The 24,611-nt window shown below is 51.5% G+C and carries 24 protein-coding genes and 1 riboswitch; of the genes, 6 read left to right on the top strand and 18 right to left on the bottom strand.

The genetic code is table 11. The annotated features are described in order from the left end of the window. Window positions 1–3 precede the first annotated feature (3 nt). Window positions 4–258 carry a YuzB family protein gene (locus tag ACX1DY_RS23450; RefSeq protein ID WP_019908689.1) on the bottom strand — a complete coding sequence of 85 codons (255 nt, stop codon included), beginning with the start codon at window positions 256–258 and terminating at the stop codon, window positions 4–6. Between the two features lie 82 nt (window positions 259–340). Between ACX1DY_RS23450 and ACX1DY_RS23445 the strand changes: the two genes are divergently transcribed. Further along, window positions 341–589: a NifU family protein gene (locus ACX1DY_RS23445; protein ID WP_458966609.1), complete on the top strand. Its 249-nt coding sequence runs from the start codon at window positions 341–343 to the stop codon at window positions 587–589. 198 nt (window positions 590–787) lie between these two features. Here the strand turns inward: ACX1DY_RS23445 and ACX1DY_RS23440 are convergent, their stop codons facing one another. The 14 genes from ACX1DY_RS23440 to ACX1DY_RS23375 all read right to left on the bottom strand — a co-directional run bounded on the left by ACX1DY_RS23440 (window position 788) and on the right by ACX1DY_RS23375 (window position 16,693). Next, window positions 788–1,663: a MetQ/NlpA family ABC transporter substrate-binding protein gene (locus tag ACX1DY_RS23440; protein WP_458966608.1), complete on the bottom strand. Its 876-nt coding sequence runs from the start codon at window positions 1,661–1,663 to the stop codon at window positions 788–790. A gap of 57 nt (window positions 1,664–1,720) precedes the next feature. Next, window positions 1,721–2,389: a methionine ABC transporter permease gene (locus ACX1DY_RS23435; RefSeq protein WP_458966635.1), complete on the bottom strand. Its 669-nt coding sequence runs from the start codon at window positions 2,387–2,389 to the stop codon at window positions 1,721–1,723. Further along, a complete protein-coding gene (locus ACX1DY_RS23430) occupies window positions 2,389–3,405 on the bottom strand; it encodes a methionine ABC transporter ATP-binding protein (RefSeq protein WP_458966607.1) in 1,017 nt (338 codons plus the stop codon). The genes ACX1DY_RS23435 and ACX1DY_RS23430 overlap by 1 nt, the downstream gene beginning before the upstream one ends. 100 nt (window positions 3,406–3,505) lie before the next feature. Then, a riboswitch (SAM riboswitch) is annotated at window positions 3,506–3,647 on the bottom strand. A 111-nt stretch (window positions 3,648–3,758) separates the two neighbouring features. After that, window positions 3,759–4,478: a Cthe_2314 family HEPN domain-containing protein gene (locus ACX1DY_RS23425; RefSeq protein ID WP_458966606.1), complete on the bottom strand. Its 720-nt coding sequence runs from the start codon at window positions 4,476–4,478 to the stop codon at window positions 3,759–3,761. A gap of 12 nt (window positions 4,479–4,490) precedes the next feature. Further along, on the bottom strand, window positions 4,491–6,212 hold the full coding sequence (locus tag ACX1DY_RS23420; RefSeq protein ID WP_458966605.1) for a UbiD family decarboxylase: 1,722 nt from the start codon (window positions 6,210–6,212) through the stop codon (window positions 4,491–4,493). Between the two features lie 58 nt (window positions 6,213–6,270). Beyond that, window positions 6,271–7,194, bottom strand: coding sequence for a COX15/CtaA family protein (locus tag ACX1DY_RS23415; RefSeq protein WP_458966604.1), 924 nt, complete (start codon window positions 7,192–7,194; stop codon window positions 6,271–6,273). A 104-nt stretch (window positions 7,195–7,298) separates the two neighbouring features. Next, window positions 7,299–7,643, bottom strand: a complete 345-nt coding sequence (locus tag ACX1DY_RS23410) for a thioredoxin family protein (RefSeq protein WP_458966603.1) — start codon at window positions 7,641–7,643, stop codon at window positions 7,299–7,301. A gap of 118 nt (window positions 7,644–7,761) precedes the next feature. After that, window positions 7,762–9,390 carry a putative polysaccharide biosynthesis protein gene (locus ACX1DY_RS23405; RefSeq protein WP_458966602.1) on the bottom strand — a complete coding sequence of 543 codons (1,629 nt, stop codon included), beginning with the start codon at window positions 9,388–9,390 and terminating at the stop codon, window positions 7,762–7,764. 26 nt (window positions 9,391–9,416) lie between these two features. Further along, on the bottom strand, window positions 9,417–9,902 hold the full coding sequence (locus ACX1DY_RS23400) for a DUF456 domain-containing protein (protein WP_458966601.1): 486 nt from the start codon (window positions 9,900–9,902) through the stop codon (window positions 9,417–9,419). A gap of 12 nt (window positions 9,903–9,914) precedes the next feature. Further along, window positions 9,915–10,694 (bottom strand): Cof-type HAD-IIB family hydrolase, encoded by a 780-nt coding sequence (locus tag ACX1DY_RS23395; RefSeq protein WP_458966600.1) that lies wholly within the window; start codon window positions 10,692–10,694, stop codon window positions 9,915–9,917. 30 nt (window positions 10,695–10,724) lie between these two features. Next, the gene (locus ACX1DY_RS23390) at window positions 10,725–12,839 is read right to left on the bottom strand and encodes a peptidoglycan D,D-transpeptidase FtsI family protein (RefSeq protein WP_458966599.1); all 2,115 of its coding nucleotides are present in this window, start codon (window positions 12,837–12,839) and stop codon (window positions 10,725–10,727) included. 38 nt (window positions 12,840–12,877) lie between these two features. Further along, on the bottom strand, window positions 12,878–14,947 hold the full coding sequence (locus ACX1DY_RS23385; protein ID WP_458966598.1) for a peptidoglycan D,D-transpeptidase FtsI family protein: 2,070 nt from the start codon (window positions 14,945–14,947) through the stop codon (window positions 12,878–12,880). Window positions 14,948–15,076: 129 nt separating this feature from the next. Continuing rightward, the gene (locus ACX1DY_RS23380; RefSeq protein ID WP_458966597.1) at window positions 15,077–16,222 is read right to left on the bottom strand and encodes a transglutaminase domain-containing protein; all 1,146 of its coding nucleotides are present in this window, start codon (window positions 16,220–16,222) and stop codon (window positions 15,077–15,079) included. Between the two features lie 33 nt (window positions 16,223–16,255). Next, window positions 16,256–16,693 (bottom strand): hypothetical protein, encoded by a 438-nt coding sequence (locus tag ACX1DY_RS23375; protein WP_458966634.1) that lies wholly within the window; start codon window positions 16,691–16,693, stop codon window positions 16,256–16,258. A gap of 277 nt (window positions 16,694–16,970) precedes the next feature. Here ACX1DY_RS23375 and ACX1DY_RS23370 point away from each other — a divergent pair, with 277 nt between their 5' ends. After that, on the top strand, window positions 16,971–18,143 hold the full coding sequence (locus ACX1DY_RS23370; protein WP_458966596.1) for an MFS transporter: 1,173 nt from the start codon (window positions 16,971–16,973) through the stop codon (window positions 18,141–18,143). A gap of 442 nt (window positions 18,144–18,585) precedes the next feature. Continuing rightward, window positions 18,586–18,942 carry a DNA primase gene (locus tag ACX1DY_RS23365; RefSeq protein WP_458966595.1) on the top strand — a complete coding sequence of 119 codons (357 nt, stop codon included), beginning with the start codon at window positions 18,586–18,588 and terminating at the stop codon, window positions 18,940–18,942. Window positions 18,943–19,035: 93 nt separating this feature from the next. Here ACX1DY_RS23365 and ACX1DY_RS23360 read toward each other — a convergent pair whose 3' ends face one another. Both ACX1DY_RS23360 and cyoE read right to left on the bottom strand, forming a co-directional pair. After that, complete coding sequence (locus ACX1DY_RS23360) at window positions 19,036–19,653, bottom strand: SCO family protein (protein ID WP_458966594.1); 618 nt, start codon at window positions 19,651–19,653, stop codon at window positions 19,036–19,038. A gap of 16 nt (window positions 19,654–19,669) precedes the next feature. Further along, window positions 19,670–20,602: a heme o synthase gene (gene cyoE / locus ACX1DY_RS23355; protein ID WP_458966593.1), complete on the bottom strand. Its 933-nt coding sequence runs from the start codon at window positions 20,600–20,602 to the stop codon at window positions 19,670–19,672. 229 nt (window positions 20,603–20,831) lie between these two features. On the opposite strand from cyoE, the gene ACX1DY_RS23350 reads away from it, so the two are divergent. After that, complete coding sequence (locus ACX1DY_RS23350; RefSeq protein WP_458966592.1) at window positions 20,832–21,836, top strand: metal-dependent hydrolase; 1,005 nt, start codon at window positions 20,832–20,834, stop codon at window positions 21,834–21,836. A gap of 173 nt (window positions 21,837–22,009) precedes the next feature. Then, a complete protein-coding gene (locus tag ACX1DY_RS23345) occupies window positions 22,010–22,204 on the top strand; it encodes a hypothetical protein (RefSeq protein WP_458966591.1) in 195 nt (64 codons plus the stop codon). Here the strand turns inward: ACX1DY_RS23345 and trpS are convergent. Continuing rightward, a complete protein-coding gene (trpS, locus tag ACX1DY_RS23340) occupies window positions 22,201–23,190 on the bottom strand; it encodes a tryptophan--tRNA ligase (RefSeq protein WP_458966590.1) in 990 nt (329 codons plus the stop codon). The two genes, ACX1DY_RS23345 and trpS, sit on opposite strands and share 4 nt — an antisense overlap. A 440-nt stretch (window positions 23,191–23,630) precedes the next feature. Here trpS and ACX1DY_RS23335 point away from each other — a divergent pair, with 440 nt between their 5' ends. Continuing rightward, a complete protein-coding gene (locus tag ACX1DY_RS23335) occupies window positions 23,631–24,605 on the top strand; it encodes an aldose epimerase family protein (RefSeq protein WP_458966589.1) in 975 nt (324 codons plus the stop codon). Window positions 24,606–24,611: the final 6 nt, after the last annotated feature.

The raw sequence follows: 24,611 nt of genomic DNA, 5'->3' as shown, positions 1-24,611 counted from the left end.
AGGCTAGTCAATCTCCAGATTGTCCCAGGCCTCCTGCTCCTTAATTGCGGCCTCAATGGCCGCTTCAAGCTCTTCAGGAGTTTCGGCCTCAATGATCTCGCCGTCAAGCATAGCGAACGGCTGCAGGTAGCATTGGCCGCAATTATTCAGACATCCGTATTCGATCACGTCGTATTCGGGATTTTGTTCAAGTTTGATTTTGAGTTGCTCTGTGCCATTACTGAGATTGCTGGCACAAAATTCAATAAGTGGTCTCATGTTGTTCTCCTTATTCTGTACGAACCATTTTATTTTTTAAATTTTTGTACTATAATAAGCATACGAAAGGAGTGATTGAGAAATGAGTGAGAATGCACAAAGCACCGTCATGTATGATGAAGTACTGGAAGTGCTTGATAAGCTTCGTCCGTTCCTGCAACGCGATGGCGGCGACGTGGAACTGGTCGATGTGGAAGACGGCATTGTTAAGTTGAAGCTTATGGGTGCCTGCGGCAGTTGCCCAAGCTCCACGATCACGCTTAAAGCCGGGATCGAACGCGCCCTCTTTGAAGAAGTTGAAGGCGTAGAAGAAGTTGTTCAAGTATTCTAATCCCGTTTTATAACGATCCTGTTCTCTTCTTCTGAAGAGAGCGGGATTTTTTTAAATTATATACATATATGAACTTCACGCAATAATTATAGCGAACTTCACAACTAGGGACAACCCGGCTCCACATACAAAACCCCGCAAGCCTAAGGCTATGCGGGGTTTACTGTGTCGCTGCATGAATCAGGCTGGATCAGCAGTTTAGAATGCCGGGATGATCGAGCCTTGGTATTCTTTTTCAATGAAGGCTTTGGCTTCCGGGGAAGTCAGAGCGGCGGCCAGCTTCTTGATGGCGTCGGAGTCCTTGTTATCTGGACGTGCCACCAGCAGGTTGGCATACGGAGAATCTCCACCTTCGATGAACAAAGCATCCTTGGTTGGAACAAGTCCAGCTTCCAGCGCATAGTTGGTGTTGATCAGCGCAAGATCCACTTCATCCAATTGGCGCGGAAGCATAGCGGCTTCCAGCTCAATAATTTTCAAATTCTTTTTGTTTTCGGTAATATCAGCGGTAGTCGAAGTGATATTGGTATCATCCTTCAGCTTGATCAGGCCGTTCTTGGCCAGCAGGATCAGTGCACGTCCACCGTTGGTAGGATCGTTCGGAATGGCTACCTTTGCACCGTCAGCCAGCTCGTCGATGGATTTGATTTTTTTGGAATAAGCTCCGAATGGTTCTACGTGAACTGCAGCTACGGATACCAGGTCTGTACCGTTCTTTTGATTCTGGTCATCCAGGTAAGGCTTGTGCTGGAAGAAGTTAGCGTCAAGCGACTTCTCGGCAAGCTGGGTGTTCGGCAGGATGTAATCGGTGAATTCCTTGATTTCCAGTTTAATGCCTTGCTTTTCCAGCAGCGGAGCAATGGCCTTCAGAATTTCGGCATGCGGCTTAGGAGATGCGCCAACTACCAGGGTTACCGGCTCAGCAGACGGTTCGGTTGTCGGCTCTGCAGAAGCATCAGCAGCCGGGGCATTCGTGGCAGCAGAGTTAGCTGCATTCTTGGTATTGTTATTACCGCAAGCAGCCAGCACCAATACCAAGGTCAAGCTGAACAATGTAAGCAGTACTTTTTTCATCTGTAAATCTCCCCCTCTAATCATTAGTTTGTATGAATAAGGCTATATGGTTGTACCTTATTTCCGGGTAAAATGCTGAACCAGCCTGTCGCCGGCCATTTGCAGAAGCTGTACCAGGATGACCATCAGCACTACAGAGATAATCATGACTTCCTTCTCGTAGCGGTAATAACCGTAGCGGATCGCCAGGTCTCCCAGACCTCCGCCGCCAATCATCCCAGACATTGCTGTGTAAGAAACCAAGGTAACAATGGTAATAGTCACTCCGGCAAGCAAACCTGGACGGGCTTCAGGCAGAAGAACACGCCATACGATCTGGTTCGTGGAAGCTCCCATCCCTTGCGCCGCTTCGATTACCCCCCGGTCAACTTCACGCAGTGCTGTCTCTACCAGTCTGGCAAAAAACGGAGCCGCACCAATCACAAGCGCCGGAATAGTTCCCAGTACGCCAATCGAAGTTCCCATAATTGATTTGCTTACAGGAATTAAGGCGACCATCAGGATGATAAAAGGCACGGAACGCAGGATGTTCACGATAAATGATAATACCGAGTAAACAACTCTGAGAATACCGTTATTTGATCTCCCCCATAAATATAACACAATTCCGAGTGGTAAACCAAGAATAATTGTGAAGATTCCGGAATAAGCTAACATTCGAAGTGTGGCTACGGTTTCATCCATTATTTCTGTCCAGTTGATACCGCTAAAATTCAGGCCCCCCATCATACAAGCACCTCCACATCAAGTCCTTGCGCCGCAAGCTCGGCAAGTGTCGCTTCTACGGCTTGTGAGGAGCCTTCAAAGCGGACAATGAGCTGGCCGTAAGGTACATCCTTAAGCGTCGAGATGGTTCCTTGCAGGATGGCAAAGTTAACTCCAGTGCCGCGGGCAACTTGGGATAAGGTGGACCCGTAGGTTTTGGGGCCGAGAAAAGTGATTTTAACCGCCTGAGTGTATTCTCCTTGCACCGCGTTAAGCGCGGCCCGAAGCGGACCGTCCTGCTGGGTTTCGCTGCCGATGAACTCCTTCGTCACTTCATGCTGCGGCTTCAGGAATACCTGTGCCACATTTCCCTGTTCAACAATCCCTCCGCCGTGAATAACGGCAACCCGGTCACAAATAGTCTGAATGACATGCATTTCATGAGTGATCAGCACGATGGTCAGATGAAACTTCCGGTTAATGTCGAGCAGCAGGCGCAGAATGGAATCCGTCGTCTGCGGATCAAGCGCTGAAGTCGCTTCATCGCAGAGCAGCACATCAGGGTCGCTGGCCAAAGCCCGGGCTACGCCTACCCGCTGCTTTTGTCCGCCGGATAGCTGGGCAGGATATTTGTTGCGGTGCTCTTCGAGTCCCACCAAGGCCAGCAGATCCTTAACCTTGCTCTCAATCTCTGCTTTGGGAGTACCGATCAGCCGTAGCGGAAAAGCTATGTTGTCGTACACTGTCGCGGAAGACAGCAGATTAAAATGCTGGAATATCATTCCGATCTTGCGCCGCTGCTCCTGTAACTGCCTCTGGGAAAGTGCTGTTAACTCCACTCCGTCCACCCAGACCTCGCCTTGCGTCGGACGTTCAAGCAGGTTAATGCAGCGGATCAGCGTGCTTTTGCCAGCCCCGGAGTGGCCGATCACGCCAAAAATCTCACCCTTTTTAATCGACAGGTTGAGCCCGGAGAGCGCCGCTACTTCTTTACTGCCTTTGCCGTACATTTTGGTCAAACCTTTCAGCTCTATCAAGCTTATTGCCCTCCTTCATTGTCTTGCTCGCAAATGCTAAAAAAACCTCTTAACGATCATTGCAGATCGCAAGAGGCCTTGAGTTTATATTAACCATGCCTTCTCATCTGCCAACGACCGCAAACCACGCGGCATTGTAGGAATTAGCACCATGACACTTGAATAGAACACAACTTCCCCGTTCCATGCAAATCGGTTGCCGGGCTTCATCGGGCCTATCCCTCCGCCGCTCTCGATAAGATTATGATATGAAATTAGTTGCCGCAGCATGTAAGATGCTAATGCTTGCCTAAGTATAGTAAGTTTCAGGTTTTTTGTCAAAGGGAACTTTTAACTGCTCAAGAGGCTCTAGCTTATGGTTTGCGGGGGAGCTTATGCCACTGCTTAATGCTGTACCTGAAGGATGCCCCCAAGGTGATACAGACCATTTCCAGGCACTGCTTCAGATCCTCCAGATGGCTGTCCAGATCCTCCAGATGAATTTTGTCGTGCAAGCCCTGATGGCGCTGCCACAGATCATCCTGCATTTCAGAATTCATATAGTGGATTTCGGCATTGCGGCGCTTGCGCAGATTCTCCAGCGGCTCCCGGTAAGAGCTCTTGATCCTCTCCAGTTCGTCAGCGAGCGCCGCATGCTCCTCATGCACCCGAAACTGGCGCAGTACGGTGAAATAGGAGAAATGAACCTTTACTTTGCTGGTATCCAGATCGTACAGACTGTTCAGCACCGTGCCCAGCTTGTCCAGAAGCGAGAAGACACGGATGAAGCCATTTTTATAAAAATAGACATAACGCGAATATTCGCCCTGCTCCTTGGGCGACATATCATCCATATAACCGGCTACAACCGATTTCCGGAAAAAAGCGGCTGCGAACCAGCTCTGCTCCAGCTCATCAAGCGATGAGATCAGCCCGCGCGTCCATATCTCCAGCTTGCGGAATTCATGGTCACGGTCCTCATGCGAATTCATTTCCTTGCGCAGCATGGACGCGAACTTCGCCATATGATCTATGGCCTCGGCCAGCACACCGCTGTTCTCGCGGGGCGGTTCTCCCAGTAAAATTCGCAGCATACTGCATCCTCCTCATTGTGGGAAATACATCTTCCAGTTGCGGTCAACCTGCTTGACAATATCCTCGCAAGGAACCAGCTCATGCGGATACCCCGGCTTCATCCGGGCATCTATGACGATAGGCAGCTTGTAGCCAATCTGATGCTGTCTGACCTCAGACTCGGCATAGATATCGCTGGCCGGATCAAGCCTTGTGAACACCGTCCACAGGAAAGAAGTCTGTGTGAGCACCGCATCCTTGGCGTTGTCTGTCAAAATGACAAGCGGCCAGGCTGTTTCCCGCTCCCGCAGTGCAGCCACCAGACGGGAAGATAGCTCCGGGTCTTCTTCATAGGATGCACCGGAAACGGCCAGGCATCCTCCGCAGTAAGGAATTGCCTCATTGATTCCGGGAATCAGCCCTTCTGTGTAAGAATACGGGAGGTCACGCAGCGGGTGGCCAATTCCAAGCATAACGCCTCTGCTGCCGCCGAACACATGCAGATCAACTGCCGGGTTGAAACGTTCCAGCACGGTTTCCAGCAGCTTCGGGAAATCCGTAAGCTCAACCGGCTCATCCGTCAGCAGCAAAAATTTGCTCAAGGAGAGCTGGCCTTCCCCGAGAATACGGAAAGCTGAAACCATCCCTTCCCTTGGGTAGCTTTCACGCACAACAGCAGCTGCCAATGAATGCGGGCCGCATTCCGAATACTCCCACAGCGCTTTGACTGAAGGCATCAGCAGCGGGTAGACGGGAGACAGCAGCCTCTGTATGTATTCCCTGAGATAATAATCCTCCTGGCGTAGCTTCCCGGTAACGGTTGCCGGATAGATTGCATCCTTGCGGTGCCAAATGCGCTGCACATGCATAACCGGATAATCACTCTGCTTGGAATAATAGCCATAGTGTTCGCCAAATGGGCCTTCCGGACGCCGCTCCTGCGGGGCAACCCGCCCGCGGATGGCAAATTCGGCTTCGGCAGGAATACGATGCCCGCCCATCGGGTCTTTGACCATCGGCAGCCGCCCGCCCAAGATGAGCGAGGCCAGCAGCAGCTCCGGCATACGCTCCGGCATCGGAGCTGCTGCCGCAGCAATCAAGGCGGGAGGACCGCCGAGAAACACCGAAACCGGCAGCGTCTCGCCGAGAAGCTCAGCCTCCCGGTAATGAAAGCTGCCACCCTTATGATTTTGCCAATGTATCCCTGTCGTGCTGTCATCATAAACCTGGATACGGTACATTCCGAGGTTATGATCTTTGGGGTGAGTAATGCTCTCCGTATAGACAAGCGGCAGGGTGATGTATGGACCTCCGTCTTCCTGCCAGCTAGTAATTCGCGGTATTTCTTTAAGAGAATCAGTACTGCGGCAGACTCCGAGCACAGGTGCTTCGCCCTGCGGCACATTCCGGGTCCCGACCTTCAGCAGATCAAAAATCAGCCCTTTTTCCTTCCATATTCCGGAGGTTGTAGGCGGCAGCAGCGATTCTGCCGCGTCCAACATCGTTTTCATTAGCTGCTCCGGACGGGTCCCGAACGCCTCATTGGCTCTGCGGACCGTACCGAACAGATTCGTAGCCACCGGAAAGGGGGTTCCTTTTACATTTGTGAAGAGCAGGGCCGGCCCTTCCTCCTGTACGATGCGCCGGTGAATCTCCGCCAGCTCCAGATAAGGGTCCACCGGTGTTTCAATCACAGCCAGATCCTTGTCCTTGCGAAGCTGCTCAATCCACCCGCGCAAATTTGCGTATCCCACTTTATCGTTCCTCCTCAAACAAGGCTCTATCCCTCATGGTTTGCTGAGCGTTTTATTATTATTTCTCTCTTCGAAGCTGCCATACGAGCACACTCATGTAGCATAACACGCCGAACAATCCCGCAATCAGCAGAATATGAGCAATGGCCGCAAATATGTACAGCCGTTCATTACCCAGTGTGTAGACTACAGCCGCACCGCTGACCACCTGAAGCAGACACAGTGTAACTGCGGCAACGCCCAGAGCTCTCAGCTCCGGCAGGTCCTTATACTTCCAGAACGCCAGGTGCCCCAGCCATGCCGTCAGGAGCAACAGAAGCGCCGCCGCAACCCTGTGGATGAAAATAATCCATACGCCGCCAGACAGCTCCGGAATCCACTGGCCGTTACAGAGGGGCCATCCTGAACAGCCGCCCTGAGAGCCTGTATGACTGACATAAGCTCCAAGATAAACCACCATATAAGAATATAACGCCGTAAACCATGTTAAGTTGCGGAACCCCCGTCCAATACGCTGCTTCTCCGGCTGAAGTTCATTCCTGTATGTATGCCGCCGTTTCGCTCCAAGCGCAAGCATCAGTGAACTGGCAAAGGCAATAAGAGAAAAGCCCATATGCAGGGCCATCACCGCTGCAGACTGCGGTTTGATCACCGCAAGCGCTCCCATTCCTCCTTGTACAATAACAAATAAAAGCGTCAGCAGGGCATACGCAAGCAAATCCCGATGCATCCGCGCGTAACGCCAAAAAGCAATCATCGAGGCGAGCGACAACAGACCCGCAAGACCGCTGAACAGACGATGGGTGTATTCAATCATTGAACCTATCGTATAGGCCGGGATCAGCTTTCCGTGGCAGAGCGGCCAGTCATTTCCACACTCCAGTCCTGAGCCGGTTTTGGTAACCACTGTACCGCCGAACAGGGCAAGAAACATGATAAGGCAAGTAATGTAGCTGAGCCATTTCAATTGATTCATCGTCAATGGAATCACCCGCATTTTTTAGGATAAATACGTACCCAATCATACTAATTTTTTTAGAAAAAACACCGCTTCTGCTCGGGTAGGGCGAAAGCGGTGTTGTCTTATTACTTGTGTATGCTCTGGTAAACTTCAAGCGCCGTGTTCAGAAAGTTCTCAATTTCCTCACGGGATTTGCGCAGCTTGTTGACGAACCTCACCAGCTCGCGGCCATCTGCATAAGCTACAAAGCTGGGAATGCCGAGGATATTCTGCTCCTGGCTGACATCGCCCACAGCATCCACATCCACTTCCACCAGCGTGAGGCGGTCTGTATATTTCTGTTCTACGTCCGGCATGAACGGATCAATGAATTTGCAGTCGGAGCACCAATCGGCTTTGAATACTGCCACTGTCAGACGGGGCGATTGAATCGCTGCCTGAAACTCCTCAGGAGAATTGATTTTATTCATAAACTGACCAGTCCCTTCTTATTCGTTGAGAGTGAGCGTTGTTGATTTTCTTCTAGTGAAGCAAATTGTACTTAATAAGTCAAATTAAAAAATCCAGAATAAGACAATTGTCATAGCATTATTCGTTCCCACGTACACGTGCAGGCTGCAGCTTCATCAGCGGGTTCAGCAGCTTCTGCAGGATGCGTGGATAACCGGCAATTTCCTGGCGGCTCAGCACACCCAGAACAATCAGCAGCACCAGATACACAATGACTACTGCGGCACCTACAACAAGACAGGTGATCAGAAAAGCCAGCCGGGCAGGCATCATATCTGTAAGCAGTATTCCCGCTTCATTTAGACCGTAGCCGATCCCGCCGGAAGCCAGTACTGCAATAGCGAAGCCGCCCCAGCGTTTGCCGAGAATCTCGAACGGAATGATGGTCTTGAGCGTTCTCAGGTTAAGCAATGTGATAACAATGAAGCAGAGCGCTGTGGCTGCAATGATACCATATATCCCAAACAAACGGCTGAGCAGGAAGTTCGAACCAAACTTAACGAGCAGTCCCGCCAGCACAAAATACATCGAAATCCGTGCTTTCCCCATCCCCAGCAGAATGGAGTTTGTGGTCATCATCGTAATCTGGAAAATCGTCCCCAGTGTCAGCATAGCCACGATGCCGCTGCCGTCCAGGCTGCTGAACAGCAGTCCGTTCACGGAATAAGCAGCTACTACCAGTGAGAGCACAATCGGTGTTCCTGTCAAAATCGAAATCCGCAGCGCCAGCGTCATCTGGCGTTTCAGATGCACCTCATCGCGTCTTGCATAGGCTGCCGAAATGATCGGAATCAGCGAAGTGCTGAGCGCAATGGACAGCACTGGCGGAATACCGGCCACACTTTGCGCCCGGCTGCCAAAGATCCCCAAAGCCTGGGTCGCTGCATCCATTCCAATTTGCCCGCTGAGCAGGGGAACAATGAACGAAGTATCAATAAAATTCACTACCGGAACGGTAACGGATGAGAGCACAATCGGGATAGACAGCTTAAAGATATCCCCGTAGATTTTTAGCAGTGGAATTCGGGCTGCACTTGAATCATACAGAGATTTCTGTTCCTCGCTGCGGCGCATTTTCCTGGCATAATACAGCATTACGGCAAAGGCACCGATGCTGCCGAGCACGCTGCCGAAGGAAGCACCTGCTGCCATCCAGGTATTGCTGTAGCCCTGGCGCAGCAGAATAAAGGCCAGCAGAATTGCGGTGGACACCCGGGCAATCTGCTCAATAATCTGCGAGATCCCCCCGGCCATCATATTGTTGCGACCCTGGAAATAACCGCGCATCATCGCGATGGAGGGAAAAAGCAGCAGCGCCGGGGCAATCGCCCGGATCGCCAGTGTACTCTCGGGAACCTTGGTATACTCCGCATAGTATGGAGCGGCTATATACAATATTACACTCATCAGCACACCGACAACCGCGGCAAAAATAAGCGCCGCACGGTACACCTGCTGCGCCTCATCCGGGCGGTTCAATGCATAACGCTCGGAGACCATTTTGCTGAGAGTGCTTGGAATGCCGGCCGTCGCCAGCGGAAGCAGCATCAGGTACACGTTATTCGCCTGTGTAAATGACGCATTACCCACATCATTGAATAAATGCTCCAGCGGCACCCGCTGGGCCAGACCAAGCACGCGGGCCACGAGCGCCGCCGCGGCCAGAATAAGCGTGCCTTTGACAAAAGACTCTTTCTTGGTGGACAAACTGTTTCGCCTTCTTCGCTGTTAAATTAATACCGGCCAATCCAGATAAAGAAGAGGACGACCATGGCAATTTGCAGCACGATTTTGACAACCGTGCTGCTGAGCAAGCCAAGCAATGAACCGAAGCTGACCTTCAGGGCCTTGTCAGGCTTCGAGCCGGCGATCAATTCACCGGCAAATGCGCCGACAAACGGCCCGATAATGAGGCCAAACGCGGAAAAGAGAAGTGGGCCAACGATAATGCCAATTGTACTGCCGATGACCGAGGCGCGGGAGCCGCCGAATTTTTTGACGCCCCAGGCCCCGACCACATAATCAGCGACAAACAGCACCACAACGATCAATGTCTGGGTAATCCAGAACCACGCGCCGAACGGATCGAAGGAGAAGAACCAGCCGTATACGAAAAAGGCCAGATAAATCGCCAGCGCCCCCGGCAGTATCGGATATACCGCTCCAGCCAGACCCACGGCGAACAAAGCAATAATCAAAACCCACCCCAGAATCGCCAAATCCGTCAACTCCTAAAGTTTTGATGATGATTGTGTGGCTGAAGCCTCGACCTCTGTTAAAATATACTTTTGAATCACTTCCGCGATACCGTCATTATTATTCGTGGCTACCACAGCATCTGCTTCCTGCTTCACAACCTCCTGCGCGTTGCCCATAGCTACACCGAACCCGGCCTGCTGTATGGCGGCCAGATCGTTCAGACTGTCCCCGACAGCGACAACCTGCGACATTTCAAGGCCCAGCAGCTTGCAGACCTCGCGTATACCGGAAGCCTTGTTCACGCCCAGCGGATTAATCTCCAGATTATATGGCGTGGAATTGGTAATTTCGAGCCCGCCCAGATCCTGAAGCTGCATCAGCACCTTGTGGCGGATTTCGTCATCCTCTGTGGAATATCCGAATTTGAGCCACTCTCTGCCCTCAATATCACCATCCCAGGTATCCTTGTTGTAGACCTCATCCACCGAATAAGCCCAGAACCAAATGCCATGCTCCTCGGCAATCTTATGCATCTTCTTAACCAGCATCATGTCCATCAGCGAACGGCGGTACAGCTCATACGGCGCACGCCACACTTCACTGCCGTTGACCATGATCATCGGAGTCTTAAGCCCGAGCTGCTCTGCATAAGGCATAGCACTGCGGGAAGAGCGTCCTGTGGACAGGCAGACATGAACGCCCGCATCCATTGCTTTTCGAATCCATTCCACTGTCTTCGGGGTAATTTGTTGCTCATCATTCAGCAGGGTTCCATCCATATCCAATGCCAGCAGGCGGTATTTGGCAGTCATTTGCCACCCCTCCATTCTTATATGTGTGTATCAGTTGCCCGTTGTATTTCCCGCAGGTGCGTTGGTTGCACCACCGTTTGCGGGATCAGCAGTTTTCAAGCTTTTCTTAGGAACGCCATCAAGCCCGTATTCCCAATCATAAGCGTCAAAAATTTTGCGGGCCACCGGCGCGGCGCTGTTGGAGCCAAATCCGCCCTCAGGAATAACTACCGCTACAGCCAGCTTGGGATTCTCGCGCGGAGCAAAGGCAATGAAGACCCCGTTATCGCGCAATTCACCTTTGGCTTGCTGCTGTGAGGTTCCTGTCTTGCGGGCAAAATCATACGGGAAGTCAGAAAATGCGGTCACATCACTGTTCATCCCTTTTTTGATTTCCCTCCAGAAGGACTTGTCGAACGTGGTGACTTTATCCAGCTCCTCACGGCCGAAGGTCTTAACCACTTTGCCATTTGGATCGGTGATTTTGCTGACCAGCTGCGGTTTGATCCGAATGCCTTCATTGGCAAGGGTAGACGCATACTGCGCAAGCTGCAGCGCTGTATAGCTTCCCTGCTGTCCGAAGGAAGCATAGACCAACGCTGCCTGGGCACTGCCCGCCGCCTTCGTATTGGTATAGTTGATCTGTCCAAGGAATTCGTTCGGCAGGCCGCTCTGTGTGGAGACGCCAAGGCCAAATTCCTTCATATACTTATCCCAGATCTCAACGCCCTTGTTGCCATATTTGTCATACAGCTTCTTGCCCACCATATCAACCATAAATACGTTGGACGATTTCTCAATCGCTCTCGACGGGTCCATAGATCCGTATACGTGGCCGGAAGCATTTCTGACCTTGGTTTCATGGCCTGCCTTACCGAAAGAGGTGCTTCCTGTGTCGTTGTAGACAGTGGAGGTGCTAAAGAATCCCTCATTCAGACCTATCAGCACGCTTAAAGGTTTGATCGTTGAACCCATCAGCAGAACCGAGCGGAGGCCATTGCCCGAGATCCCCGATGAGATCGGATTGATGGTACCGTTCTGATAATTATTGATAATTTTGTTCCATACATCAGTTGGCAGTGAGCCAGATGTCCACACATTGGTATCATAGTCCGGCATGCTGGCCATGGCAACGACATTTCCTGTATCCACTTCCATCGCTACGGCGTAGCCGGTAATGGCATTAGGATGGGTTTTGCCCTGCACGGCATGCGAGTGCAGCCAACTGATCTGATCGGTGATAGCCTGCTCGGTCTTCATCTGGATGTTCTTGTTGATCGTCATCCAAAGATCATCCCCTTTAACGGGAGGCACGACCTTCTCAACCTTCTCGGCCATATTCTGCGGATTGACCGAAATCACCTGATAGCCGTTTTTGCCGCGCAGCTCTCTCTGGTATTGCAGCTCCAGGCCGTCGAATCCGACAAATTCATCATCTTTATAAGCCAGTCCCGGGTCTGCGTCGATTTTCTTCATCGCATTCTGAATATTCTTGTAAATATTCAAGCTGCTGGAGGATTTAAATGGCTTGATATAGCCAACTGTCTGTACAGCGACCGAATCCTTGTCATAATGGCGGTTGCTTTCCTCCACCACCTCAAGCCCCGGAAATTCATCCTTGTGCTCCATGAAATAGGCGACCTCCTTCGAGGTAAGCCCCGCCTTGATCCGCCGCACCATATAGCCGGAATATTTCTTGAAATTCAAATCCATTGAACTGATTACATCATTAACCGTTAGCTTCTCTCCGTTAGGATCGCCCAATTTGTTAAATTGTTCCACAAGCTTAGTAGCAAGCGAGAACGCATTGGCTCTGGCCTCCGGAGTAAGCGAGGTTACATGTGTAGCCTTATCCGTGACTTTAGCCGTATATTCTTTGGTGAGCGTAATGTAAAGGGACTGAACCGAAGTCGAATAAGCGATCTCTTCACCGGCAGCGGCATGGATAACCCCCCGCAGTGCTGCGAGCGGAACATTTTTAGTATCACGGCTGGTCTCCACCTCTGTTAAAGTGGGGCCTTCCACAAACTGAACAACGGCAAGACGGACGATGATAACGCAAAAGATAATGAACGTGCTAAAGAAAAACACGTTGAGCCGCAGGCCAAGCGAGCTCTTGCTGTCTGGCTCATCCTGAGGTGAGGCCTGCTTTCGGAAAACACTCACAGTTTTTCACTCCTCTACATCTTAAAATAAACCATTAATTATTGCGTTGACGCCTGAACCGGGGCAAGGCTCTTCTTAGGTGTACCGCTTAGCCCGTATTCCCAGTCGTAGGCGTCAAATATTTTACGTGCTACCGGGGCGGCGCTGTTCGAACCAAAACCGCCCTCAGGGATAACTACAGCCACAGCCAGCTTGGGATTCTCACGGGGCGCGTATGCAATAAACACGCCGTTGTCACGAACCTGTCTGTAGGCTTCCATTTCTGAGGTGCCTGTCTTGCGGGCAAAATCATACTGAAATCCATCAAACGCCTTGACGGTCGTATTCATTCCCCGTTTGATTTCTTTCCAATAAGAAGGATCAAATGAAATCTTGTTCAGCACTTCACGGTGAAACTCCCTGACGGTTTTACCATCGGCATCGGTAATCTTGCTGACGAGCTGCGGTTTGATCCGCTCTCCCTCATTGGCAAGGGTTGCCGTATACTGGGCCAACTGTAGCGCCGTATATTTCCCCTTCTGCCCGAAGGACGCATGGACCAGGGCAGCCTGGACGCTGCCGGCCTGCTCGGTATTCTTATATTCAGCGACTCCAGCTTTTTCTCCCGGCAGGCCGCTTTCTGTAGAAACACCAAGTCCGAAGGCCTTCATATATTTGTCCCAGACCTCAATTCCCTTGCCCGGGTATTTCTTGTACAGCGGATCGCCAACCATATCGACCATAAAGGCATTTGACGATTCTTGAATCGCCTTCGCCGGGTCCAGTGGTCCCAATACATGGCCTGAGGAATTCTTTACTGAAGAATTGTCATCTTTACCGAAATAAGCAATTCCTGTGTCGTTGTAAGTGTCCGTTGTGGAGAAAAGACCCTCATTCAGACCGATTAACACGCTTAACGGTTTGATGGTGGAACCCAGATATATTATGGACTTTAGGCCATTGCCAGAAATTCCGGATGTGGTATCGGTAATTGTGCCGTTCAGGTAGTTATTTTTAATTTTGTCATACACCGCAGGGGCCAACTTATCGGCTGTCCATACATTGGTGTCATAATCAGGCATGCTGGCCATCGCCACTACATTGCCGGTGTCCACTTCCATCGCGACAGCATAGCCGGTCAGGGCATCGGGGTGGAGTTTCCCCTCTACCGGATTGGTGTGCAGCCAGCGGATCTGATCCATAATCGCCTGTTCTGTATTTTGCTGTATATTCTTGTTGATCGTCATCCAGATGTTGTTCCCCTTGACCGGCGGCACGAATGCGATGACCTCCTCCGCCATATTCTGCGGGTTTACGGATATAGTCTGATAGCCATTTTTCCCTCTGAGCTCACGCTGGTACTGTTGTTCCAATCCATAGAAGCCAACAAATTCATCCTCTTTATAGGCTAAGCCGGGATCGGCATTATTTTCCTTCATCGCATTGCGGATGTTCTCGTACATTGGCAGAATGTTTGAGGACTTAAAAGGCTTGATATAGCCAACCGTCTGCACAGCCACCAGGTCCTTGTCATAATGGCGTGAGGCTTCCTCCACAATCGACAGTCCAGGGTACTGATCCTTGTGCTCCAGGAAATGGGCAACTTCCTTCGTTGTCAGACCTGACTTAATTTTACGCGGATAATAGCCCAGCGCTTTTTTGAAATCGAGATCAAGCAGCGCGGTAATATCATTCTGTGTCAGTTTTTTACCGGCCGGATCGCCATATTGCTTGAAGACTGCCTCTAGTCTCGCTGCCAGAGAAGCGGTGTTCGCTTTGGCTTTTTCCGAAAATTCAAATTCCTTGGTATCTTTATTCTTGATTTTTTCCGTATAGTCTTTGGTTAATGTGATATAGAGCGACTGGGTAGAAGTATTGTATGCGATGTTCTCCCCGCCGGCGGCAAAAATATTCCCCCGAATCGCAGAGAGCGGAACATTCTTCGTTTCCTGGTTCGTTTCCACTTCGGTCAATGCTTCGGCTTCGACGAACTGCAGTGTGGCGAGACGGACAATAATTACACAAAAAATGAAAAAAGTGCCGAAGAAAAATAGATTTATGCGCAGTCCAGGTGTGCTTCGGCCATGATCTCCATCCGGGTGTTTACCCGGCAGGCGAAACCATTTCACGGCGAATTCTCTCCTTATCTTAGTGAACTTTAAGCGCTGACCGCGTGCACCCCAGATATTACCTGATCGACACGGCTATCCGGCATGCCCTGTTATTGTACCATAGATCCCAAGCCTTCCGCTTCCTTCTCACAGCACGTTTTCTTTGATATGGGTTTTGTCAAAATCCTTGGGATTGAACCAGTCTCCGCTGCGCGCCCAGGTGGAATCCAGCGGAATCCAAGCCTTTCGGTCAGCGAGATAGACCTCATTCCAGGCATGCGACCCGTATCCGCCCTGGCCATCGTACCCCTGACCCGTGACAACACGAACCTGAAGTCCCTGCGAGCGGGCCATCATAGCATAGAGGCGGGCGTAATCAATGCATACCCCAAGCCGGGTATCAAAAGTATCCTGCGGCGTCTGTTCATGCCAGATGCGGTTCTGCTCGTAGTTCTCCGCCTTCCCGTAATCATAGGCAATCCGCGAGCCTACCCAGTCATACAGCAGCTTGGCCTTGTCCTCTTCTCCCTTGGCTTGTCCTGCGATATCTGCGGCAGCCGCTTCGATGTCAGGCGAAATTTCATGGTCAATCACTTCATATTTCCGCCGCAGAATATCATTCATCTCTGCCGTAACCGCCTTAGTAAGCACCGGCAGCTTGCTTCGCACATCCTCCCCGGCAAGCGGCTCGAACACCGCAGCCGCACTCTGGCTGTAGATAGGCGAGGATTCCACATACCGGCTGAAGCCGCTGTCCGGGTTCAGACCCACGGCAATGTAAAGAATGAGAACAAGGATGAGGCCGCGCGCAAGCCCGATCACACCGCCGATGAGTGCGCCGCTGAGACGGCTGGCTCCCGTAATCCTCCGGTCTGTCCCCCTTGAATGCAGGCGGGGCAGCCGGAAAGGCAGCAGCATGAACAGCAGTCCGAGCATCAGCCGAATCAGGCTGTAGGATACTAATAGAAGCAGCAGAAAACGCACAAGCGGCGAGCCTGCCAAGACAGAGACGGCTGTGTAATACAATTGCTGCCATCCGCTAAGCTTAGTGTCCGGCAGCACGATATCCGAAGCCCAGGCTCCTGCCAGGGGCGACAGATACATCACCGCAGGGATGGCCATTGCCAGTGCAAGAGCAGCAAGCAGCCCATTCCCGAGCAGGCCGAATAATCCTCCGGCCGCTCTTGCGAAGCCCCGGCTCCAGCCCTGCAGCAGCGAAAAAAGGACAACCAGCAGAAGGAGGATCGAAATCATGTTGGCATCGCTAAGGCTGTTTATCCATCCGTTAAGCATGTTTGTCCCACCTTTCCATTCGCTCAAGATTCATTACTGATTTTTCTTGGCTTCATCTATAAATGTTTTGGTAGTGTCCGTAATACTCCACTTGCCCAGGCTGACCCCGCGGAATACAACTTCCACTTTGTCTTTGCCAGCCGCACCCTTTACCTCAAGATTAGGCGTTGTAATCGTAAAAGTGCCGTCACCACCGGAGGTATATTTGGCCTCTTTCGCTTCCTTCAGCATAACATCCTGCGCTTCGCTCTTCAGCGTGCTTATCGTCTCGTCGGCCACCTTATTCACAGCGTTTCCAATTTGATCCATCGTAACCCCGCTGTAAATGAATAAACCTGCGACGATAGCAATAACAATCCCCCACTTCAGAACGGTTTTAATCAGATTAATTACCGCGAACAGCAGAACAAGCGCAATAACGATAACAAGCCAATTCTCTCTGATGAACTGTGACCACACTGCCGGATCCATCAATTTCACAACACCCCTATCGCCAAAATTCGTCACTGCAGGGAGCCTGTCCCCGGGACATTTCAATAATAATGATTATTATACATGAATGCTTCTTATAATTCATTGTAGTACGGCCTGGGACAAGCAACGCTTCAATAAAATGGTATAAGCCTCCCTGGACTCACGTAGAGTACAAGTAGGTCATTCTTAGCAAATACGTGCCTGCCTTATTTTCGAAAAAGCGCCTGCCTGCGCCCCTGCGGTGCAGAGACTGGCCCTGTGGAGGTGTTTTCCCGTGAAAACCGCGCTGTGGCTGTACTTGTTCCTCTTTCTGGCCTTCTTCGACCTGCATGCCCAGTACCCCATTCTGACGCCCTTTGCCCTATCGCTGGGCGCAGGACCAGCCTTTATCGGCTGGATGATGGGCATGTATTCGCTGACTCATCTTCCCGGTAACCTGCTCGCCGGTGTGCTGGTCGACCGCAACGGCAGCCGCCGCTATATTGTCTTTGCGCTCACGGCAGCCGGAGCCCTTCTGCTGCTGCAGGCCCAGGTGCAGCTTCCCTGGCATCTGCTGCTGCTGCGCGCAGCCAGCGGCTTCGTTCTGGCCTTCCTGTCTCCGGCCTGTATGACACTGCTGGCCTCGCTCTCCTCCGTTCCCGCGACCCAAGGCAAATACATGTCCGGCCACGGTATCGTCCATACGCTTGCTTCGGTCGTTTCTCCGGCTGCCGGCGCGTATATTGTGGCGAAGGCCGGATACTCCAGCACCTTCAGCACCCTCGGCTGGCTGCTGATCGCCACCGGCGTCATGGCTTACTTCAGCGTGCCGAAGCATTCGCGGATCATGCCCGCTGCCAAGCAGGCCCTGCCATTAGAAGCGCCCTCCCTCAATGCAGAGCTGCAGCCCGCCCCGGTTACAAAGCGTTACTACCTGCTGCCCTTTTTCGTCTCCTGCTCGCAAGGCGTGCTGTTCTTCGAGCTTCCTTTGTCGCAGGGAAGCAAGGGATTGCTGTCGACCGGAATCCTGCTGTCCCTCCTTAGCTTGGGAGCGCTTGTAACGCTTAGCCTCTTATTCCTCAACCGGCTTGCACCGGGGATAAGAATCACCGCTGCTCTGCTGGGCATGGCGCTATGCTTCTTTTCGCTGGCTGCATTCCGCAGTATCCCTGCGGGTGTAATTCTTTTCCTGCTTGGAGCAGCCAAAGGCGTGCTCTTTCCGGCTATGGCCTCGCTCTTTATTAGTCTGAGCGACGAGGGGCGGATGGGCCGTACCTTCTCATTCCAGTCGATTGCCATGTCGCTCGGCGCGTTTGCCGGTCCGGTTGCTGCCGGACAACTGCGGGGCTTCGTCTCTCCTTACTTCATTGCCTTTGTGCTGCTGATGACCGCCATTCTGCTGCTCCCGCCCAGAGGCTCCGGCAAGCTTCAGGCATACCGCGCGGAATGGAATAATCCCGCTGCTTGAGGCCACAAGAAGCCGTATGTGTCGCAGGTCTGCATCACGCCAGTACACCAGTAGGCGACCGTACAAACATCTCAAATACATTGACATATTATACAATGTAAGCAAACAACCACATCCGAAAGCGTGGTGAATATCCGATGAGTGATTATTGCGCTCCGAACCCGGAACCTGTAGCTCCTGTATCCTGGACTTCTACGACTACCATTCTGGTTCTGTATATCCTGCTGGTAATCATCCTGAGTGCCGGAATATTCTAGTTTGTCTGCATTTGCCGAATCACTAAGCCCGCAATCACCCGGCCAGCAGCGTCCGCCGGGTGATTGTTTCTTTTTACGACATTTCCCGGGGAATGAATCTATAATGCACCTTCACTGTTAAAAAGTGCGGCTCTTAGGTAAAATAGCATCATAGATACATCACCACCGGGGGAGGCTGACAGAATATGCCCATCACCATCATTGTCGAAGGTAAAAATGACCGCAGCAGATTACGGCGGCTGCTGGCACCGGAAGTCGACATTCAGTGCACCTACGGCACACTGAATACACTTAAGCTTGAAACACTGCGTCGCAATATAGGAGACAGGGAAGTATACCTGTATATGGACAATGACAGCTCGGGCAAAAAAATACGCGGCGTCTTGGGTGATGCCTTCCCCGATGCCGTTCACATTTATACCAGAAGAGGTTATGCCGGAGTGGAGGGCACCCCCGATGAATACAGCATTACCCAGCTTGAAAAAGCCGGGCTTGAAGAGTTCATCATCTATCCCCCGCCTTCGCCTTACCTGGAGCCGTAGCCTCATATGGATAAGGACAAAAAAAACGCCTTGTTCCGCTTCTTGCGCAGGACGCAGGAAACCGGACAAGGTGTTTTTCTGTCTCATATTGCATTATTCACGTATTAATTTTTTCAATGCATCAGCCAAAAATTGCGGTGTCACTTGCTCCGTATCCCCGGCGTCATATAACCCCCGCAGCCTATTGTCCCGATCCACAAGACCAATCAGGTTGGCGTGGGCAAAATTATCCTTGTTGTCGCCATAAATCAAGATTTTGAAGGAGTCGGCAGCAAGGCTGCGCACCTGCTCCTGATCGCCGCGCAGAAAATACCAGCCGTTATAATCGGCGTGGAACCGGTCGGCGAACGCTCTGATCGCCTCCCGCGTGTCCTTTTTCGGATCAAAGGAAATAGAGACAAACTCCACATCCTTGCCGAAGCTGCCGTCCTTGACCAGCAAATCCTGGGTCTGCGATAGCATGTAAGTGGTAACAGGACACACATCGGGGCATTCAGTAAAGAAGAAATAGACCAGTCTTGGTTTGCCCTGCGTATCGGCCAAAGTGACCTGCTTCCCGTCTACATTCTCAAGTGAGAAGTCCTGTACTTTCCCAATGATCGGCAGCTTCCCTGGACCATTGCTCAAAGAATTAACTGCCAGATAAATGGCCATGCCCACTGCCAGCAGCAGCAGAAGCCAAGTCCATTTGTAACGTTTCAAGGTCTGCACAGGACATTCTCCTCTCTTAACCGTGAATCGTGTTCAGCACAAGCGCAATCAGACTGACCGTCAGGTAATTGATGGAGAAGAGGAAATTTTGCTTCGCCCAGGCTTCGTCATCCTTTGCCGTTAACCCCTTCAGGGTTAAGTACAGCCAGCCGAGCGATAAGCCCGCAGAGATAACGAGGTAAAAGATGCCCGCATAATCATATGCATACATCAGCACCGGTACCGGCAGCAGGAGCGCCACATAAGGGATCATCTGCAGCTTGGTGCGCCGTGTTCCCTTAACCACCGGAAGGAGCGGGAATCCCGCAGCTCTGTATTCCTCCTTGCGGCGGATGCCAAGCGCCCAGAAATGAGGCGGCTGCCAGAGAAACAGCATAGCGAACAGCAGCCATGCACCCAAATCAACATTTCCGGTAACTGCCACATATCCTATAACGGGTGGCATAGCGCCGGAGATGGCCCCTACCGATGTGCTCCATGTAGATGTTCTTTTCAGCCAAAGGGTGTACACTACTACGTAAACGAACATGCCGACAATGCCGAACAATCCGGCCAATACGCCCGAGAAGGCAAACAGTACTGCCAGTCCGGCTATCCCAAGCCCGATGGCGTAGAGCAGCACGGTATTCGGCTTGAGTCTTCCCGTTGGAAGACCGCGCTCACGCGTTCTTTCCATCTTCATATCCAGATCACGGTCGAAATAGTTATTAAATACACAGGCCGAAGCCATAACCAGCATTGTGCCGAGCAGAGTCAGAATTAACCGGCCATACTGCACATCCCAGCCTGAAGCTACCCAGTAGCCTGCAAAAGCAGCGATCAAATTGGAGCGGATGATGCCGGGTTTCGTCACAGTAATGAAATCGCGCCAGTTCGCACCTTCCTTGGGCGATTTGGCAGACAGGGCCGCGGAATCGGACGAAGCCTGATATCTCAAATGATTGTCCACGTTTGGTGTTCCTCCTTCTTTGGGACTTCTAACGTTCTGTATTGAGAATGTCATTCGTTTCGCTGTTAACTTTATCATAACAAACCGTAAAATACTTTGACAATCATTGACTTTAATGTTCATCATTTTGACAATTACGTGACAAAATTTATTTAGCCCCCTTTAAATAACTGGACATGAAATTGGGTAGTAATTAATAGAGAACCTACGTACAAAGGAGATCTGACCAATGGATACCGCTACACACTTTGTTATGGGCCTCGGACTCGCCGGACTTTCCTTCGTCGATCCTGTTGTCGCCTCCCACCCGACGCTGGCCGGAGCCGTCATGGTCGCTACTGTACTTGCTTCTCAGGCACCCGATGCCGATACTGCGCTTCGCCTGAAGGGTAATGCGATGTATATCCGTAACCACCGGGGAATCACGCATTCCTTGCCATTTTTACTGCTGTGGCCCGCTTTGATCACACTGGTCATCGGACCGGTATTCGGATTCACAAATTTTCATTTCCTGAGCCATATCGCGCTATGGAGCCTCATCGGTGTGGCCGTTCACGTATTCTCTGATCTGTTCAATACCTACGGCACCCAGGCTGCGCGTCCCTTCACTGAGAAATGGATTGCCTGGAATATTATCCATATCTTCGATCCGTTTATTTTCGGCAGCCACTCGGCGGCAATTATTCTCTGGATCAGCGGGATCATTCCTCCAGCCCCCTTATTCATCACCTTGTACAGCTGCACTGCGCTTTATTATGTTTGGCGGACTCTGGTCCATTCGCGGCTAACAAGGAATATTCAGAATAAAGATACCCATCACCATGCCGGCGACCGCTATATTGTGATTCCCACCGTTTCCCCGACACGCTGGAACGTAGTGAAGGCTAAGCCGGACGGGAGCTACAATGTCGGCCAGCTAAACGGAAGAAAGCTCGAATGGTTCAAGCATGCGGTATGCTCCACTCATCCGGCAGTTGAGCGTTCCAAAGCCCATCCTGACATTCAGTCCTTTCTGTACTTTACCTCCTATGCGGTTGCCGAAGTTGAAGTGCTGCCCTCAGGTTATATTGTACGCTGGGGGGATGTGCGTTATTTACACCGCAAGCAATTTCCGTTCGTCGCAGTGCTTGTTATGGATAAGCAATATCATCCACTCAACACCTATGTAGGTTGGCTCAGCAGTGAAAAGCTGGATGAACGGTTCGCCATTGATCCGGGGTCGATGAAGCTATAGCTTTGCTGGAAAGGCGTCCGTGCTGCGGGCGCTTTTTTTCAGCTTGACGCCTGCTGCCGTATAGGGCACAATCACCATAAAGCGTTTTCACTTTTGCAAAAAACACAAAATCCCGCAGCGCATACAACGCTCCGGGATTCGCTCACTCACTATTCAGAAAGAAGGCTGCGTTTATGGGTAAAGGTCTATCGCTCTGGTTCGCATGCTCCTCCATTCTTATTCTTACCGCAGCTTCCATCTCCATCAGCTATAATATCTGGCTGGCTCTGCTGCTTGGCGTCTTGTGCATACTCAACATTGGCTGGGGTTTTATCGTTAAGGCGAGACTGAGACGCAAGGCTGAAGCCACAGCACAGCGTTCCTCTTAACGCAGCGGCAGGAATCCCATCCGCTCTTTAACACCTGCAAGTGTCTGGGCAGCAACTTCGCGAGCCCGCTCTGCGCCTTCGGCGAGAATATCGCTCAGGGCGCCGGAGCTGCGGATTTCCTTATATTTCTGCTGGAGGGGTTCAAGCGTTGCCACGAGAACTTCTCCCAGATCCTTTTTGAAGCCCCCGTACATTTGCCCTTCGTACCGGTCGGCAATCTGCTGCAGGGTCATTCCCGAGCATTCGGCGTAAATGCTCATCAGGTTGCTGATCTCCGGCTTGTTCGCCGGATCAAAAATAACTTCACGCCCGGAGTCGGTTGTCGCCCGGCTGATTTTTTTGCGGATAACATCCGGCGGGTCCAACAGTGCGATATAGCTGCCCGGATTCGGGTTGCTTTTACTCATTTTTTTGGTGCCGTCATCCAGTGACATAATACGCGCACCCACTTCCGGAATATACGGATCAGGCACAGTGAAGAATTCGCCGAACCGGTGATTGAAGCGTCCCGCCAAATCGCGTGTCAGCTCCAGATGCTGCTTCTGGTCTTCTCCTACGGGAACCAAGTCTGCATTATAGATCAGAATGTCCGCAGCCATCAGCGAGGGATACACGAACAATCCCGCACCCACAGAATCTTTACCGGAGGATTTATCCTTGAATTGTGTCATCCGTTCCAGCTCGCCCATTGCGGTGAGCGTCGTCACAATCCAGCCCAGCTCCGCATGCTGCGGTACATGTGACTGCATATAGACATTCGAAATTTTCGGATCAATACCTGCGGCAAGATAGAGCGCGGCCACGGATTCCGAATTTTCACGCAGTGCGGCCGGGTCCTGGGAGACCGTAATCGCATGCAAATCCACTACCATGAAGTAGCATTCATGCTCCTCCTGCAGCTTGACGAAGTTCTTGATCGCTCCGATGTAGTTGCCCAAGGTGAGTGAACCGCTGGGCTGAATGCCGGACAATACTTTTTTAGCCATAATATTCCCTCCGTTTGATGTTATCTGATTCAGGAAACACGCAAAAAAGCCCCACATCCGCAAGGGACGTGAGACCGTGGTGCCACCCTTATTCGCCGCTTGCATCCCCCTTAGAGAGGCATAAGCAAGCTGCCTTGGCTTCCTTTAACGGGGAAGAGCCGGCCGGTCTACTAAGGCTTCTGAAGGCCTGTTCAATCGCGGCGCTCATGGGTCCATTCGGACGGCAGCATCCCGCCGGTTCGCATCAACCACCGGCTTTCTGAAGGTACACTTGCCGCTTACTTGTCCCTGTCATCACATTGTCATTTTCATGAATGCATTCATCATAGTGCGATACAGAGAAGTTGTCAAATGACTTAACCACGGGAACATAAATCTGGTATGATAAGGTTATTCGTGTTTGAATCAGATCACAGTTATTTCAAAGGAGCATATATCTCATGAAACAGGTGACCAAAGGGCAGTGGGGCGGTTATGATACGTATATTCTGCATAGCCGCGAGCTGGAAGTCACGCTTTTGCCGCGACTGGGCAACAACGTTATTTCGCTCTTGGACCGTAAGGAGAACCGGGAAATTCTGCGCCGGCCCGATGAAAGCGACCTGGAATATTATATGCAGAAGCCATATCATTTCGGTATTCCGCTCCTGGTTCCCCCCGGACGAATCCGTCAGGGACAATTTCAGTTTGAAGGCACAAGCTATCAATTCGAGCAGAATACGGCGGAGGGCAACCATATTCATGGGCTCCACCGGACACAGTCATGGTGCGTCAGCGATATTGAAGAGGATGAGGACGGCTGCGCCGTAACTACGGAATTCACTACCACTGATGATGCACATTGGATGGAGCAATTCCCCGCTCCGCTCAAATTTGAAATGACGTTCCGGCTTCAGGATAACCGGCTCCGGCAGACTCTGAAGGTCACGCATTTAGGAGACAAACGTATTCCCTTTGGCATCGGATATCACACCTGGTTCATGCTTGATGGCGAGCCTGGCCGCTGGAAGCTGCAGCTTCCGGCTGAAGCTGTCTATGAGCTGAACGATGAGCTGCTGACGAGCGGCAATCTGCTGCCTCTAGGCGATTTGGAGGCACTACAACAAGGCATGAACCTGGAGAACACTGATCTTGACACCGTACTGCGGATGGGAGAGCAGCAGCCTGGAGAGGCTGTGCTGATGCGTAATGACGGCTATGGGCTCCGCTATTCTGCAGACAAAGACTTCTTCCGTCACTGGGTGATATATACGAAAGGGCAAGCCGAACAATTTCTGTGCATAGAGCCCTATACCTGGCTGCCGGATGCACCGAATCTGCCCAAGGATACTTCTTTTACAGGCATGATCATCCTGGAGCCCGGCCAGACTCTGGCTCTGACAAGCGCTCTTGAAATGATCTATCCCGGGCTATAAATTTCA

Source organism: Paenibacillus sp. BAC0078, assembly GCF_054483875.1.
The sequence above is the reverse complement of the archived record's forward strand: the minus strand, read 5'-3'. Positions and strand labels throughout refer to the sequence as shown.